This is a genomic window from Paenibacillus sp. F411 (genome assembly GCF_017582705.1).
GTDB classification, from domain to species: Bacteria; Bacillota; Bacilli; order Paenibacillales; family Paenibacillaceae; genus Paenibacillus_AQ; species Paenibacillus_AQ algicola.
Window position 1 is genome coordinate 20928 of record NZ_JAGFIP010000015.1, and the last position, 15900, is coordinate 36827.

Annotated in this window: 15 protein-coding genes; 5 read left to right on the forward strand and 10 right to left on the reverse strand. The window is 53.4% G+C overall.

From position 1 onward, the window contains the following. Window positions 1-35: 35 nt before the first annotated feature. Window positions 36-1067, reverse strand: coding sequence for an amidase domain-containing protein (locus JJQ72_RS15030; protein WP_208204179.1), 1032 nt, complete (start codon window positions 1065-1067; stop codon window positions 36-38). 416 nt (window positions 1068-1483) lie between these two features. Between JJQ72_RS15030 and acnA the strand changes: the two genes are divergently transcribed. Both acnA and JJQ72_RS15040 read left to right on the forward strand, forming a co-directional pair. Beyond that, window positions 1484-4201: an aconitate hydratase AcnA gene (gene acnA / locus JJQ72_RS15035; protein WP_208204180.1), complete on the forward strand. Its 2718-nt coding sequence runs from the start codon at window positions 1484-1486 to the stop codon at window positions 4199-4201. A 310-nt stretch (window positions 4202-4511) separates the two neighbouring features. Then, the gene (locus tag JJQ72_RS15040) at window positions 4512-4676 is read left to right on the forward strand and encodes a hypothetical protein (RefSeq protein ID WP_208204181.1); all 165 of its coding nucleotides are present in this window, start codon (window positions 4512-4514) and stop codon (window positions 4674-4676) included. Window positions 4677-4707: 31 nt separating this feature from the next. Here the strand turns inward: JJQ72_RS15040 and JJQ72_RS15045 are convergent, their stop codons facing one another. Next, complete coding sequence (locus JJQ72_RS15045; RefSeq protein ID WP_208204182.1) at window positions 4708-5451, reverse strand: IclR family transcriptional regulator; 744 nt, start codon at window positions 5449-5451, stop codon at window positions 4708-4710. A gap of 207 nt (window positions 5452-5658) precedes the next feature. Here JJQ72_RS15045 and JJQ72_RS15050 point away from each other — a divergent pair, with 207 nt between their 5' ends. Together JJQ72_RS15050 and JJQ72_RS15055 are read left to right on the forward strand one after the other, a co-directional pair. Beyond that, a complete protein-coding gene (locus tag JJQ72_RS15050; protein ID WP_208204183.1) occupies window positions 5659-6663 on the forward strand; it encodes an alpha/beta hydrolase in 1005 nt (334 codons plus the stop codon). 184 nt (window positions 6664-6847) lie between these two features. Continuing rightward, window positions 6848-8029, forward strand: a complete 1182-nt coding sequence (locus tag JJQ72_RS15055) for a Fe-Mn family superoxide dismutase (protein ID WP_208204184.1) — start codon at window positions 6848-6850, stop codon at window positions 8027-8029. Between the two features lie 77 nt (window positions 8030-8106). Here the strand turns inward: JJQ72_RS15055 and folE are convergent, their stop codons facing one another. From folE to JJQ72_RS15080, 5 genes are all read right to left on the reverse strand, one after another. After that, complete coding sequence (folE, locus tag JJQ72_RS15060) at window positions 8107-8700, reverse strand: GTP cyclohydrolase I FolE (protein ID WP_208204185.1); 594 nt, start codon at window positions 8698-8700, stop codon at window positions 8107-8109. A gap of 61 nt (window positions 8701-8761) precedes the next feature. Further along, window positions 8762-9001, reverse strand: a complete 240-nt coding sequence (locus JJQ72_RS15065) for a YneF family protein (RefSeq protein WP_138224482.1) — start codon at window positions 8999-9001, stop codon at window positions 8762-8764. Between the two features lie 127 nt (window positions 9002-9128). Beyond that, window positions 9129-10937, reverse strand: coding sequence for a tRNA epoxyqueuosine(34) reductase QueG (queG, locus tag JJQ72_RS15070; protein ID WP_138224480.1), 1809 nt, complete (start codon window positions 10935-10937; stop codon window positions 9129-9131). A gap of 42 nt (window positions 10938-10979) precedes the next feature. Next, the gene (gene lepB, locus JJQ72_RS15075) at window positions 10980-11570 is read right to left on the reverse strand and encodes a signal peptidase I (protein WP_138224478.1); all 591 of its coding nucleotides are present in this window, start codon (window positions 11568-11570) and stop codon (window positions 10980-10982) included. A 133-nt stretch (window positions 11571-11703) separates the two neighbouring features. Further along, window positions 11704-12129, reverse strand: coding sequence for a GNAT family N-acetyltransferase (locus JJQ72_RS15080; protein ID WP_208204186.1), 426 nt, complete (start codon window positions 12127-12129; stop codon window positions 11704-11706). Window positions 12130-12643: 514 nt separating this feature from the next. Between JJQ72_RS15080 and JJQ72_RS15085 the strand changes: the two genes are divergently transcribed. Continuing rightward, window positions 12644-13252 (forward strand): superoxide dismutase, encoded by a 609-nt coding sequence (locus tag JJQ72_RS15085; RefSeq protein ID WP_138224475.1) that lies wholly within the window; start codon window positions 12644-12646, stop codon window positions 13250-13252. Window positions 13253-13359: 107 nt separating this feature from the next. Here the strand turns inward: JJQ72_RS15085 and JJQ72_RS15090 are convergent, their stop codons facing one another. From JJQ72_RS15090 to acpS, 3 genes are all read right to left on the reverse strand, one after another. Beyond that, the gene (locus tag JJQ72_RS15090; RefSeq protein WP_347880765.1) at window positions 13360-13923 is read right to left on the reverse strand and encodes a glycerol-3-phosphate responsive antiterminator; all 564 of its coding nucleotides are present in this window, start codon (window positions 13921-13923) and stop codon (window positions 13360-13362) included. Window positions 13924-14157: 234 nt separating this feature from the next. Then, window positions 14158-15339, reverse strand: coding sequence for an A/G-specific adenine glycosylase (gene mutY / locus JJQ72_RS15095; RefSeq protein ID WP_138224470.1), 1182 nt, complete (start codon window positions 15337-15339; stop codon window positions 14158-14160). Window positions 15340-15347: 8 nt separating this feature from the next. Continuing rightward, window positions 15348-15743, reverse strand: coding sequence for a holo-ACP synthase (gene acpS, locus JJQ72_RS15100; protein ID WP_138224468.1), 396 nt, complete (start codon window positions 15741-15743; stop codon window positions 15348-15350). Window positions 15744-15900 lie beyond the last annotated feature (157 nt).

Here is a 15900-nt window from a genome sequence, read left to right on the forward strand (position 1 = left end):
AATTTCAGCAGTGTTCACTGCATTCATTCCATTCCTTATAACTCATCAGGAATATGGTAAAAACGGTACACCGTATTCTCGCTCCAGGCATAGGAATCGCGATAGTCCCAGTAGCGGTGCTTGCTGGAGACGGTATGCGCATTGACCAGCGGCATCCCTCCGGCGTCGAAGGCCGTGACGATCGTGCTGTGCTGAAATGCTCCGTCGCCGTCCCAATCATAGACGATAACATCTCCAAGCCTCAGCTGCTCCGCACGCTCGACCTGCTCTCCCCGAAGACCCGAGCCGCTGTATTCCAGGTATCGGGCGAAGCTGTTGGACACCGCCCAGCTGTAGCTCCACCATTCCCGTCCGCCGACGTAACCCTTGTACCACCAGCCTGTTTCTCTTTTACCAGTATAGTGGATTGGCGCTTTGCCTGCAAAGAGGCACTGCGAGATATAATTGGTGCAGTCCACGGCGAACTGGGCAAACTCCGGATTGCCGGAATCCCACCACTGATCCGCATAGGCAGCCGCCGCTTCACGGTCATACAGCCCGGCCCGGCTTCTCATTCCTGCCGCGTACACGCCGCGATGATTAATGAGCGGCACCGACTTCGCCGTCTCCCAGCCATGAACCTCTTCAGACAATGATGAAGAAGGCGGGCCCTGCTCCGGCTGGCGCTCATCCTCCAGCGACTCCACATCGACAATCAGCCACGCATCTCCATCACGAAGCAGCGTCAGCCGCTCACGCTGAATGACGTCTTCCCGGTGGAGCATGCCTCTTTTTTCATAATAAAACAGACTGTGCAGCCGAAGATCCGCAATGACCTGGTCCTCCGTTTCCTTCAGCACCCGGGTCAGCCGGGCTTTCGTTTCACACCGGCGCGGATTCACTCCGCGCTCAGCAAACCAGTGGCGCAGCCGAATCTGACGTTCACCCCGCTGCAGCAAATAGTTGAGATCTGTCACCACCTGCTCCTTGAGCCCTGTCCCGTAATCGACGCGGTTCTGATTATATTGATCCACATAGGCGTACAATACATTTTTCCAAGGACTGCGCACCTCTCTGGCTATAGACATCGCTCATCGCCCCTTTTTTGACATCACATTCCCGCTCTTGATCATTGCCGCTGGCCGAAACGTTCAATCCCTGCCTGCCTTCTATTTCCGATTATATGAAGAACGTCCTCCTGCTATGAGCCGCAGTTTATAGAATATGATGTTATGCATAAATAGCATAAGGCTGATTTCAAGCAGGGATGAGTGTCCTCATTATTTGTCAAAACCCGGTGAATTCCGCCTTTTTCAGCCTCAAATCTTCTTAAAAAATGCTTTACGCTGGTCCGTGTAAACGTTATAATTATAAGTAGCTATTATTTTGAAATCATGTTTCATCTAGTGAAACAACACTGTTGTTTTCTGAAGCTGTGCAGATGTTTACAAGGGTGCGTCAGCCGCACCGCTATGGATTGACTTAATTCAAGGAGGGTCATGTAATGTCAGTGAAGGATCAATTCTCCGTCTCCCGTTCGCTGGAGGTGGCAGGCAAGAACTATCGCTATTTCAGCCTTCAGGCTCTGGAGGAGCAAGGCTTGGGCCAAGTATCAAAGCTCCCTTTCTCCATCCGCGTTCTGCTTGAAGCCGCAGTGCGCCAATTCGATGGCCGGGCGATTACCGAAGAGCATGTAAAGCAGCTCACCCAATGGGCTGAAACCCGGGATGCCAATAAGGAAATCCCGTTTATTCCTGCGCGGATCGTATTGCAGGATTTCACCGGCGTACCGGTCGTAGTTGACCTGGCCGCGATGCGCGACACCGTGAAGAAGGCCGGCGGGGATCCGAAGCAGATCAATCCGCTGGTTCCGGTTGATCTCGTTATTGACCACTCCGTTATGGTTGACGCCTTCGGCACCGAGCAGGCGCTGGAATATAACATGGATGTTGAATTTGAGCGCAACGAGGAACGCTACCGCTTCCTGCGCTGGGCACAAACCGCATTTGATAACTTCCGTGCTGTTCCTCCGGGAACCGGTATCGTCCACCAGGTAAACCTGGAGTACCTGGCTTCTGTAGCTGCTACGAAGACAGTAGATGGCGAAACCCTCGTCTTCCCTGATTCCCTGGTAGGTACAGACTCCCACACCACCATGATCAACGGCCTTGGCGTTGTTGGCTGGGGTGTAGGCGGTATCGAAGCAGAAGCCGGCATGCTGGGACAGCCGCTTTACTTCGTAACTCCAGATGTCATCGGCTTTAAACTGACAGGCAGCCTGTCCGAAGGCGCAACCGCTACGGACCTTGCGTTGACTGTAACGCAAATGCTGCGGAAGAAAGGCGTTGTCGGCAAATTCGTTGAATTCTACGGCCCTGGTCTGGCTAACATCAGCCTGGCTGACCGTGCGACCGTTGCGAACATGGCTCCGGAATACGGCGCAACCATCGGCTTCTTCCCTGTCGATGACGAAACCCTGACTTACCTGCGCGGCACTGGACGTTCCGACGAGCAGGTAGAGCTGGTTGAATCCTACTATAAAGCTCAGAACATGTTCCGTACTGCAGATACACCGGACCCTGAATTCTCCGATGTTATCGAGCTGGATCTCGCTTCTGTTGTACCGAGCCTTGCCGGACCGAAGCGTCCACAGGACCGCATTGAGCTGACACATATGAAGGACAGCTTCAATGACATCATCCGCACTCCGATTGATAAAGGCGGATATGGCCTGAGTGACGAGAAGATTAACCAGAAGGTCACTGTGAAGCATAAAGATGGTACGACAAGTGAAATGGATACAGGCGCTGTCGTGATTGCAGCCATTACGAGCTGTACCAATACCTCCAATCCAAGCGTTATGCTGGGTGCCGGTATTCTGGCGAAAAAAGCCGTCGAGCGCGGCCTCAAGAAGCCAGGCTTCGTGAAGAGCAGCTTGACTCCAGGCTCCCTCGTCGTCACCGACTACCTGGAGAAGGCCGGCCTGATGCACTACCTGGAATCGCTCGGCTTCTACGTTGCCGGCTATGGCTGTGCAACCTGTATCGGTAACTCCGGTCCGCTTCCGGACGAAGTCAGCGAAGCGATTGCCGAGAACGATATGACGGTAGCGGCTGTATTGTCCGGTAACCGTAACTTTGAAGGACGCGTTCACGCACAGGTGAAAGCCAACTATCTGGCTTCGCCGCCGCTCGTCGTTGCTTATGCACTGGCCGGCACAGTGAACATCGACCTGCAGAACGATCCGATTGGCTACGATCCGAACAATGAGCCGGTATACCTCAAGGACATCTGGCCAACCAGCACAGAAATCCGTGAAGCGATGGGCGTATCCGTCAGCGCTGAAGCTTTCCGTGCGAAATATGAGCATGTCTTCACCGCCAACGAGCGCTGGAACCAGATTCCGGTTCCTCAAGGCGAGCTGTATGAGTGGGACAGCAATTCCACTTACATTCAGAACCCGCCGTTCTTTGAAGGCCTTGGCAACGGCTTGAATGACATTCAAGATATTCGCCAGGCTCGTGTTCTGGCGCTGCTGGGTGATTCCGTAACGACGGACCATATCTCCCCGGCAGGCAACATTGCTGTTAACAGCCCGGCAGGCCAATACCTGAAGGACCATGGTGTTGAGCGCAAGGACTTCAACTCCTACGGCTCCCGCCGTGGTAACCATGAGGTCATGATGCGCGGTACCTTCGCCAACATCCGGATCCGTAACCAGGTTGCACCGGGCACTGAAGGCGGCGTAACCACGTATCTGCCAACCGATGAAGTGATGTCCATCTATGATGCTTCCATGAACTATCAGGCAGGCGGACAGAACCTGGTTGTTATTGCCGGTAAAGAATACGGTACCGGAAGCTCCCGTGACTGGGCTGCGAAAGGCACCTACCTGCTCGGCGTCAAGGCTGTTATTGCCGAGAGCTTTGAGCGGATTCACCGCTCCAACCTGGTCGGCATGGGCGTACTGCCGCTGCAGTTCCAGGAAGGCCAGGGCTGGCAGAGCCTCGGTCTCGAAGGCCATGAGACTTTTGATATTCTCGGCCTGAGCAACGACATCAAGCCAGGACAAGAGCTGCACGTTACCGCAACTCGTGAAGACGGAACCCGCTTCGAGTTCCCTGTCATTGCTCGTCTGGACAGCATGGTGGATGTCGATTACTACTACAATGGCGGTATTCTCCAAACCGTACTGCGTCAAATGATTGCCGACAGCAAGTAAGCTGAAAGCACACTTATATAGGCTGCGCCCGGGACCTCTGGATCCCGGGCGCAGCCTTTTTGTTGACCCATTGACTTATCATACCTGCGACACACCATGTAAGGAGGATGGGACCAGATGGGCTTTTTGCTAACAGGACCTTGATTCCTCTTTTCTGGTCCTTTTCTCCTCTTTTGCAGCTAACACGGTTTCAAGCGCTTCGATTAAGGTTAACAGGTTACAAATCATTTCTTACATAATCATTTTCTATAGCCCGATGTACCCGTAATCGCTATCTATGAAGAAAATGTGTGACAGGAGGTTTGAAGCTATGCTGAACATTCAATCGGCGCTGCCCTTTCATCATCAGTACCCGCGTCCTCAGACGATGAGCCCTAACCGCAAGGAACAGGAGACAGACAAGCCTGCTTCCTTCCACGATATTTTGACCCGTACGATGAACGAAAAGACAAAAGGGTTGTCCCGCAAGATCTAACCGATCTCGCGGAGACAACCCTTTTGTCTCTTCAGGATATCATCAAGCCCATCTCTCTTGCCGCTTCCTTCAGCAAGGGCGCAAATTGCAGCAGTGTATCCGGGGACAGCCGGTTCACCGGACCCGACAAGGACAAAGCGGCGGCAATCCTGCCCTGATGATCAAAGATGGGTACCGATACCGCAACCGCACCGGGCTCCCGCTCTTCAATACTGATGGCGTAGCCCCGCTTCCGGATATCTCCCAGCTGCCGGCGATAAGCCTTCTTGTCGACGGTCTCGGGCCAGTCAGGGTCCAGTAGCAATTCCTCCTGTACAGCAGGGGATGCAAAGGCCACCAGCACCTTACTGGATGCTCCAACATACAGCGGCAGACGAGCTCCCACCTGAGCCACTCTGCGGATCGCCTGATTGCTCTGTACTGCCTGTATCCGGATACGCTCTGCACCATCCCTCAGATACAGGCTGATCGTTTCCCCCAGCTGGTCCCTCAGGCTCTCCATCAAAGGAAGCAGCCGTACCGCCGGATCGTCACTATGCGACAGATGGGTGGACAGCTCCCAAATCTTCATACCTAGCCTGTATTTATCGGTGCGGCTGTCCCGGACAACAAATCCCCGCTCCTCCAGTGTCGCCATCAGCCGGTGTACCGTGCTCTTATGCAGTCCGATCTGGGAAGATATCTCTGTAAGCGCCAGCTCCTGGGCTTTGGTGAAGCACATTAATATATCAAGCGCCCGTTCAACGGCGCGAACGGTCAGTTTGCGATCTTCCATACCGCCCTTCCCCTCTCAATGTTTCATCACGTGAAACCTGGTTACAAGAATTATATGAAAAATGATTAGGGAAGTAAATGGATTTCCAGTTTTATTTCTGTCAGAAATCCCTGATATTCATTGACTTTGCCTGTAGCCCGGCATACGATAGATTATATTTTCATTTTTTATGGATGTGAAAGAAACCTTGGTAAGGAGGGGCCATACATGAGCATGGCTACTGGCAGAAACGCCCCAATCTCCCGCACCGCTGAAGCCGATTCAACAAGCTCTGTGCTGTCGACAGGAATGATTCGCCTCAAGCATATTTTGCTCGCTCTCATTCTATCCGTCGTCTTCTTTCTTATATTTTGCTTTATCGCGCTGCATGCCTATATCGCATGGGTGCTCTCTAACCCTACCGTAGCACCGCTGTATTCCAACCCCAAGCTCGCCAAGGGCATGGACTATGAAAGTGTGAACTTCCCGTCCCTGAACGGCGAGAAGACAATCAGCGGCTGGTACATTCCATCGGAAGGCTCGAACCGCACCATTATACTCAGCCATGGATACGGGGCGAACCGGGAAGAGACGTGGGTGCCGATGTATGATCTGGCCCATTACGCTCATAACCTGGATTTCAATGTGTTGATGTTTGATTACGCTTTCGCTTCGCAAACGAGCAAAGACGTTGCTACCGGAGGCAAGGAGGAGAAGCTGCAGCTGCTGGGAGCGATCGAGCTCGTGAAGCAGCGGGGCGCGAAGCAAATTGTCGTCTGGGGCTTCTCTATGGGAGGCGGAACGGCCTTGCAGGCAGGACTTGAGACGAAGGATATTGATGCTATGATTCTCGACAGTGCGTTCCTGCTGGAGCCGGATACACTATATCATAACATCAAGAATCAGATTGACCTTCCGCGTCACCCTTCTCTCGAAATTCTGGAGCTGCTGTTTCCGGTGCTGAACGGCACCAGTCTGGATCAGATTCCGTATCAGGAAGTGAAGAAGCATGATTATCCATTTCCTACCCTGATCCTTCACGGGACGAAGGATGACAAGGCGCCTTACCCGATTGCCGAAAAAATAGCAGCCAACCAGACTCACCCTGATTCAAGCTCGTGGATCGTAGAGAATGCGCGGCATGAGCTAATCTTCCGGGAGCATCCCCGGGAGTATCTGCGCCGGGTGTCCACCTTCCTCGGCAAGCTGGAGCCGCCAGAGGCTTCGTCATAATGATTGTCACTATAAGCCTGTCTTGTTTGCAGCTTCTGCTGCCCGCAAGACAGGCTTATTCTTGCTCCAGCAACAGCAGAAGCAGGGTCTTCCAGAATATTCTCAGGCGGGCATGATACAGGCTCCCTCCAGAATATATCAGTAGAGTCTGACATGAAATGGATGGACAGGGGGAATTGAAGTCATGTTGTATATTTACGGTCCTCAGCTTCCAGCCCGGATTCTGGAGGAGATTATATTTTGGAAGCAGCAGGAAGCGGAGCATACCGAGGTAATCAAGGCCATCATCCCCGGGCTGGAGCAGGTCTACATCAAGCTGCTGGATGATTGGGCGATCGTATTTACAGAGACGGAGAAAGCTGCAGAACAGCTCCTGCCGTCTGCCAGCAGCCATGGCGCTTTACCGCCAGGAATAATTGCTCCCATTGAGCAGCTGGTGAGCATGTCCATGCACCAATCCAAGGTGTTCATTCAGCAGCTTCGGCTTATGATGGAGCGCAGTGCTGCCGTTCAGCAGCTTCCCCTGGCTCCGGTCGTACTGGAGCATATCATCCGGGAGTCACAATATTTCCTGGATGTGTTAGCGCAGCTGAACAAGCCGGGGTCGCTGGAGATCTTGATGCAGCAGACCAAGCAAGGCAGCAGCCTCTCTCATGAACCCGGCTCCATCACGCTGTTCAAGCAGGACTCTCCAGAGGCCGTCCTCTCCTTCTCAGGCCGCTCGGCCGAGAAGCTTCAGCCTGTGCCTATAGGCGGTCACCGGCTGCCTCCGCTTCCTTATGCTTATGATGCACTGGAGCCCTACATTGATGAGAAGACGATGCGGCTTCACCATGACAAGCACCACCAAAGCTATGTAGACGGCTTAAATCAAGCCGAGAAAAAGCTTGCAGAGTCGCGCCAGCAAGGGCGCTTCGACCTTATAAAGCATTGGGAACGAGAGCTTGCTTTTCATGGAGCGGGTCACTATCTGCACACCCTCTTCTGGAGCATTATGAGTCCTGACGGGGGCGGTAAGCCGGTGGGTACGCTGGGAGACGAGATGGTTAGAAGCTTCGGCAGCTTCGATGCCTTCCAGCAGCAATTCAGTCAGGCGGCAGAAAACGTGGAGGGCAGCGGCTGGGCAATATTGGTGTGGAGTCCCCGCAGTCAACGACTGGAAATCCTTCAGGCTGAGAAGCATCAGAACCTGTCACAGTGGGATGTCGTACCGCTGCTGGCCCTTGACGTATGGGAGCACGCGTACTACCTGAAGCACCAGAATGATCGCAAGTCATACATTCAGGATTGGTGGAAGGTCGTGTATTGGCAAGAGGTTCAGGCCCGGTATGACAAGGCCAGCCGGCTCAAGTGGGAGCCTTTTTAGAAGGGCTTGAGAAGCCAGCCATTAAAAAAAAGGGTGTTACCTCTCGCAGCAGCGAAAGGAACACCCTTCATACAATCTTAATTCCTGATTAAAGACATAAACTCTGCACGCTGTGCAGCATCGTTCTGGAACGTGCCCCGCACGCCGGAGGTGATGGTCTTGCTGCCCGGCTTCTTCACGCCGCGGGAGCACATGCACAGATGCTCACCTTCCACAACAACCATGACCCCTTGCGGCTTCAGCACCTCAACCATAATATCGGCGATCTGGCTAGTAATCCGCTCCTGAACCTGCAGGCGGCGCGTGACAGCCTCCACCAGACGAGCCAGCTTGCTCAGGCCGGCAATCTTGCCGCTCGGTACATAACCGATGTGGACCTTGCCGAAGAACGGCGCCATGTGATGCTCACACTGGCTGTAGTACACAATATCCTTGACGATGACAAGCTCCTCGTGCTGCTCATCAAACGTAACGCCCAGCACATCACGGGGATCGACCTCATAGCCTGCAAATATCTCCTCGTACATCCGAGTGACACGGGCGGGCGTATCCAGCAATCCTTCCCGTTCGGTATCCTCACCGATCAACTTCAGGATCTGCTGGACATGATACTCAATCTTCTCCCGATGCTCTGCTACATGATGATTCATATAATCCTTCACGCCAGCCATGGTATACCCCTCTTTCCTGATGCCTGTTCAGCATGGATTGTTATTTCTATTTAAAGACCGTTTATTTGCGTTTGCGGGACTGGCCCGGAGCCTTGCCTGGGAGCTGCTGGTTCTTCATCATTTGCTGAGCGCGCTGCATCTGCTTGCCGTTCAAGTTATAGCCCATTTGCTTCGCCATCTTCTGCAGCATCTCGGGGTTGCTCTGCATCTTCTCCAGTTGCTTGCGGAGATAGTAAGCACCGATGAAAAAGCCTCCTACCAGACCCACGATCAATGTAATGATCGGAATGACAATATTCATGACTTGACCACCTTTTGTTCACAATATTCACCATATTCATGGCATATTACGAAACCTATCATAGCATGTCCCATCAGGGACAGCAAATGAAAAAAACGTGTCATTTCTCCTCCAAGCGACCCCGGGATCAGGCCTCTGAGCCCCGCCTTGCAGGCAGTGCATCCTCCAGCTGGAGCAGAGCACGCTTGATCTCCACGCCCCCGCCGTAGCCAACCAGTGCTCCATCTGTACCGATGACGCGGTGGCAGGGAACAATGATCGGCACAGGATTCTTATTATTAGCGCCGCCGACCGCTCGAACAGCCTTCGGCCTTCCGATCGCTTCGGCGACCTCCCTGTAGGACTGGACCGTGCCATGGGCGATATCGTTCAATGCGGTCCACACCTGCACCTGAAACGGCGTGCCGCGCAGATCCAGCGGAAGGGTAAACTCCTTCAGCTCCCCGCGGAAATATTGCTCCAGCTGGGATACTGCGGAGCTAAGCTTCTCTTCGCTGCGCTCATAGCCCGCTCCGCCGGCCCAGGTCCGCGACCATTGCTGAAGCACTGCCTCCTTCACCGTAAAGGGACCAAACTCCACCAGGCAAATCCCCGCAGGCGATGCAACAAGCGTTAATGTGCCAATCGGCGTCTGGACCTCATCGTAATAAAGCACCTCTGCCGGTATAACCGGTGTTCCCATCGGCTCGCCGACTGCTGCGGGCTGACCGGCTGTGCGCTCTCCACCGTCCACCTCCGCTGGCGCAGAGGAGCCTGCAGCGGCTTCTTCCGGAGTCAGCTGCTGCAGCGCCTGCTGCAGCATGCTCCGAACCTGTTCATCCTGCTCGGATTTCATGCCTTTATTCAAGTTGTTCAACGCTTCCTCGCCTCCAATGCGGCCCAGAGCCCAAGCAGCAGTTCCCCGCAGCTCCGGCCTCGGATCCTTCAGCAGCACTTCGCTCAGCTTCGGCACTGCAGATGCATCTTTGAAATTACCTAAGGCGATCACGGCGTTACGCTGGATCGGCTTACGCCCTCTCCAGGCCGCCGAGGTGTCGCCAAAGGCCTCCTTAAATTCCCGGTTGCTCATATCGAGCAGCGGAAGCAGCAGCGGCTTCGCCTTGTCGGGATCCGGCTGCAGCTCCGCATGATGCGTCCAGTTCAGTCCCTTGTTCTTGGGACATACAATCTGACATGTATCGCACCCGTAAAGGCGATTGCCGATCTTGCGCATATATTCATCGCTCAGAAATCCTTTAGTCTGCGTCAGAAAAGAAACGCACCGCTGAGCATTAAGCACTCCCGGACCGACCAAGGCATCTGTCGGACAAGCATCAATGCACCTTGTACATTCCCCGCAGTCCTCGGTGACCGGCTGATCCGGGGGAAACGGCAAATTCGTGACCATTTCACCTAGATAAATCCAGGAGCCGAACTTTGGAGAAATAATAGCGCAATTCTTGGCGCTAAAGCCGATGCCGGCTCGTTCAGCCACGGCGCGGTCTGATAAAGCTCCGGTATCCACCATGCTCTCCAGCACGGCCTCCGGCACTCTTTCCCGAATGAACGCCTCCAGCCGCTGCATGGCATCCCGCAGAACCTGATGATAATCCCTGCCCCAGGCCGAGCGGGCCATGATGCCCCGGTACTGCCCCGGCTGGGATTTCGGCGGATTGCTCATCTTGGCGGGATAGGCTACCGCAATCGCAATGAGCGATGCTGGCTGGGTGCCCGGCAAGGCAGGCGTAACGCGCTTGTCCAGGTCCGGTTCCTCGAAGCCGGATTCATAGCCCAGCTCCCGATGACGCTGCAGAATTCCCCGCAGGGACACAAATGGATCCGCTGATGCGAATCCGATGTCATCAATGCCCATATCTGGCGCAGCCAGCTTGATCTCTTGCTTTAGCGCCTCCCAGACGGAAGGCGCCGGGGCATAAGCCCCATGTGCGGAATGCATCTCCACGCCTCCTTATGGCAGGCTGTTTGACTCCTGCTGGAGCTACAGCCCTTTAATCTCCGACAGCGGCCAGAAAATAAATTCGGCCTTGCCTACAATTTCCGACCGTTCCACCGTGCCGAATTTGCGGCTGTCTTTGGATTTTTGAAAATGACGGTTGTCTCCCATCACGAAATAATGTCCTTCTTCCACGGTAACCGGTCCGTAATCCGGGTCCTCGATCGGAACATCTGTATACTCTTCCTTCTGGGCTTTGCCATTCACGTACAGAATGTGGCCCTTGACCTCCACTGTATCGCCAGGCACTCCGACGATCCGCTTCACGAGAAACTCCTTCTTGTCCGGACCGTCACTGGGATCCTTTAACACAATGACATCCCCGTGGCGGGGGTCGCCGAAGCGGTATCCAATCTTATTAATAAACAGGCGCTCCGAGGCCGTCAGCGTCGGCTCCATCGATTCGCCCTTTACCATCGACAGGTTAAAAACAAACATATTCAGCAGCAGCATGATGGCAAAGGCAATGGCAATGGTCTTGATCCAGTCCCACAGCTCGGCTGCAAAGCTGGCTTCCTTCTTGCCTTTAGGCGCATCATTATTTCCGGAGGAACCCGGGGGTACCGTCTGTTCCATTGTACACCTTCTTTACTCGAGAATAGCCTGGCCGCGATACCTGGCCTCATCCGGCATACTAATAGAAAAGCATATCTCAGGTCCATTTGCAACGACCCGGGATATGCTCCATATCAAAATGCGATCTTGACCTTCACGGCTGGGCTACGATGCTCAGCTTCTGAAATGCAGTCAAAATTTTATTCGCTCCGTATCCCATCGCTTCGTAAAGAGGCATGGCGGCGGCGTTATGCTCATCTCCAGCCACAAGGATGCGGCTGACCTTGCGTGATTGAAAACGCTGCTCCATTGAAGATACAAGCGCTTTGCCGATTCCCTTTCGGCGGTAATCCGGATGAATTGCGATCCGGTAGTAGCACCCGTGATTGCGCTCGATCGTACCGATCAACGCACCGACGAGCATTCCATCTTCTTCCGCGACCATAATGAGGTCGGAATCCCAGGCGAGCTGTCTTGAAAATGGCTCCATTGTGTTTTCGTAGCATTCTTCGGACAGTGCAACCTGCAGCAGCTCAATAACCCGGTTACAGTCACTTAATTGAAAGGAACGAATATGCATTTCAAAATCTCCCTTTTCGTTAGCATGGTACGGTTTACGCGGTTTACAATATTGCATTTTACAATATTATAGTATTCCGTTGATGCAAACCTAACAATAATGATGACTACAAAAATGGCGAAAAACCCGCTTTCTTGTCCATTAAACCACATAATTCTTTCAAATTCACGGTTTTTCTTCTGTAAGCGCTTCATATAAAGCGATTACATTTCAAGCATATTATTCCGGTCTCCTTTAATCCAGCAAGTTGATCAGAATTTAATTAAAATAAACGCCAGCTTGTCTTTACATTGTCCAAACATACTTGTTTTCGAAAAAAAGCAGTAACGAGAGCAGCAGCGCAAAATGGCGCAGCGTTTTCGGACTCAAAAGTTGATTTAATCCATCAGAAAGGTTTAAAATATGGAGGAATGGACAATTACATATATGGATTCACCGTGTGATAAATGGTTCTCCCGTTACGGGAGCAGCCCTTTACTCATAAAAAAACATATTACAGGAGGTTTTTTTCACTATGGCATTTCAATTACCATCTCTGCCTTATGCAAACAACGCGCTGGAGCCTCACATCGATGCACAAACGATGGAGATCCACCACGACCGTCACCATAACACCTATGTAACGAACCTGAATGCAGCGCTGGAGAACGCTCCTGAGCTTCAAGAGAAGTCCCTGGAGGATCTCATTGCAAACCTGGATGCCGTTCCAGAAAATATCCGTACAGCCGTTCGCAACAATGGCGGCGGCCATGCAAACCACTCCCTGTTCTGGGAAGTCATCGGACCTAACGGCGGCGGCGCTCCTACCGGTGCACTGGCTGACGCGATCGAGAGCGAGCTGGGCGGCTTCGATAAATTCAAAGAAGATTTCGCTAAAGCAGCAACCACGCGCTTCGGCAGCGGCTGGGCTTGGCTCGTGCTGAACAATGGCAAGCTGGCTGTAACCAGCACGCCGAACCAGGACAGCCCGATCATGGAAGGCCAAACGCCTCTTCTCGGCCTGGACGTATGGGAGCATGCCTACTACCTGAAATACCAAAACAAACGCCCGGATTACATCTCCGCTTTCTGGAACGTTGTGAACTGGGAAGAAGTCGGCAAACGCTACGACAGCGCGAAGTAATATCGCCTGCCCAGCACTTCAAGCCGTCCCGCTGCAGCTGCAGCGGGACGGCTTTTTTGGCATAATGAACGGATAGAAACAGGATTCTCAGAACGGCGGTATCTTTATTACCAATGTTCAACGGAGCCGATCGACAGATGATTAGCTCCACTCGCAAGCGCCTGCTTGATTTCCTCTTCGGTTCGGATCAGTCCGCCGACAATGAGAGGCTGCTCAATCCTCTGCTTCATTTCCTGGATGACTCTCGGCATCAGGCCCGGCATCAGCTCTACCTCATCAGGACGCGCCTGACGGATCATCTTGACCGCCGTCTCCAGCGCCGGCGAATCAATGGCAAATACACGCTGTATGGACAAAATACCGGCTTGACGCGCCGCGTTCACGGCATTCGTCTTCGTCGTTACAATGCCGTCAACACCAAACCGTTCCGCAATGTACTGCACGGCTGAATGATCTCTACCGAGTCCGCCGACCATTTCCAGATGCACGAACACCTTTTTGCCGCTGTCGTGCAGGCTCTTGACAATGGAGGATAGATTCATAATATCGCCGGCCATCAGAATAACACGCTCTACACTGCTGTTCACCGCCGCCTCGATTTGATCAATGGAAGTGATCGAAGCGATAATCGGGAATTTAACACGTTCGCGTTCAGAATGTTCTATGTGGATCTCCCCCTTTAGACTCTATCCAGCTTAAAACGGGAGCTTCAGGAGAAGATAAACAGAGTGTAAATTGTATGTAAGCGCAGCCTCAGCACAGCAAAAAAACCCGGACACAAGTCTCCCTCCTCGAGGAAGCATGTGCTCGGGTTTTCTCATCGTCTCTACCCATTCCAATGCTTTACTACATTAAAGATTAACAGGGTAATGTTATCTGAAATAACTTTATGAATTAAGCAGACGTTAAATATTTGCAAAATAAGCGTTCAATATGCGCAAAAAAACGTTGGGAAACGCATAGCGTTCCATATCGTCTGCGGTAATCCACTGATACAGGGGACCTGGCGAGGAGCCCGCTTCCGGGATGGAAGGAGAAGCGTCATACGCCGCCGCGCTCTCAGCGGCCATTGCCGGCACTGCCGGTGACCAGGAGCAGGTATATACCCGCATATTCCAGTGAATGTGGCTAAAGGTGTGCTCTGCAGCCATAACATGCTCTCCGGGGACGACGGGAAGCCGCTCTCTGCCAAGCTCCTCCGCGAGCTTTTTGGCCGCCGCCGCATCCGGGAGCATGACATGCCGAGCCGCATCACCATCAGGCGGAACCTCCGAAATATGAGGCAGCTCCCACATACCGGCAAGCAGACCCGTTGATGGGCGCTTGCGGATCAGCACCTTGCCGCTCTCGACTCCGCTGCCCTCAATGATGGCAGTCAGCCGATATTCCTGGCGGGGAGGCTTGGCCTTGGCCTTGACGGGGAGCTTGTCCTCCATGCCTTCGATCCGCCCGCGGCAGTGCACCATCACGGGACAGGTCAAGCATTTGGGCGATTTCGGCGTACACACCAAGGCTCCAAGCTCCATAAGACCCTGGTTGAAGTCCGAGGCGCGTCCTTCCGGAATGAGCTGCAGCACCAACTCCTCCATCAGCTTCCGCGTGCCGGTCTTCATAATATCCTCCTCGATCAGGAAGTAACGGGACAGCACACGCATGACATTGCCATCCACCGCAGGTGCAGGCACATTAAAAGCGATGCTGCGAATCGCCCCCGCCGTATAGGGACCGACCCCCTTCAGCGATGCCACCTCTTCCTTGCCGCTCGGCATGATGCCGCCGTACTGATCCCGAATCTGGCGTGCAGCATACTGCAGGTTCCGCGCTCTGGAGTAATATCCGAGGCCCTCCCAGCATTTCAGCACTTCATCCTCCGGCGCATCCGCCAAAGCCTCCACGGTAGGGAACTTCTCGATAAAACGATTGAAATACGGAATGACCGTATCCACCCGCGTCTGCTGCAGCATAATTTCGGAGATCCAGATGAAATAAGGATTGCTGTGCCTTCTCCACGGCAAGTCCCGCTTGATGACGACATACCAGTCCAGGAGCTCCTGGCTGAAATAACGTTGCTGTTGTAATGGGTCCATGACCTGTTTCATTCCTTTCGCTCAATCACGGCAAAAGCAGAGGCAAGCTCGCTCTGATGAGTAATCGTAATGTGAGTGTTATAGCTCTCCGGCTCCGTAATGCCAAGCCTTGCCCAGCATTCCCGGCTAATGGCTGCCACCGGCCGCCCGGCGTTATCCGGCACAATTTCCATATCCAGAAATCCGATCGTATGGCCGATTCCACAGCCGAAAGCCTTGCTGATCGCTTCCTTCGCCGCAAAGCGCCCCGCGATGAACTCAGCCCGGCGTTTCCCCTTGTCTGCTGCAAGCCTTCGCTCTGCCGGTGTTAATACGCGCTCCACAAATCGTTCGCCGTGACGCCCTTCCAGCAGGAGACTCACGCGGCTGATTTCCAGCACGTCATGCCCGATTCCATATATTATGATCGCCAGCCCCTTTTAGCGCTTCCCTAAAGTCTACAACCCCATCTATTGTATCAAAAAAACCAGCGCGCACCTATGAAACCGGCGCGCACTGGCTGCTTTAGCCTAATCAGGCTCTTATTCCGCTCTCAGGCAGGTGCATCTGAGACTTCATTCA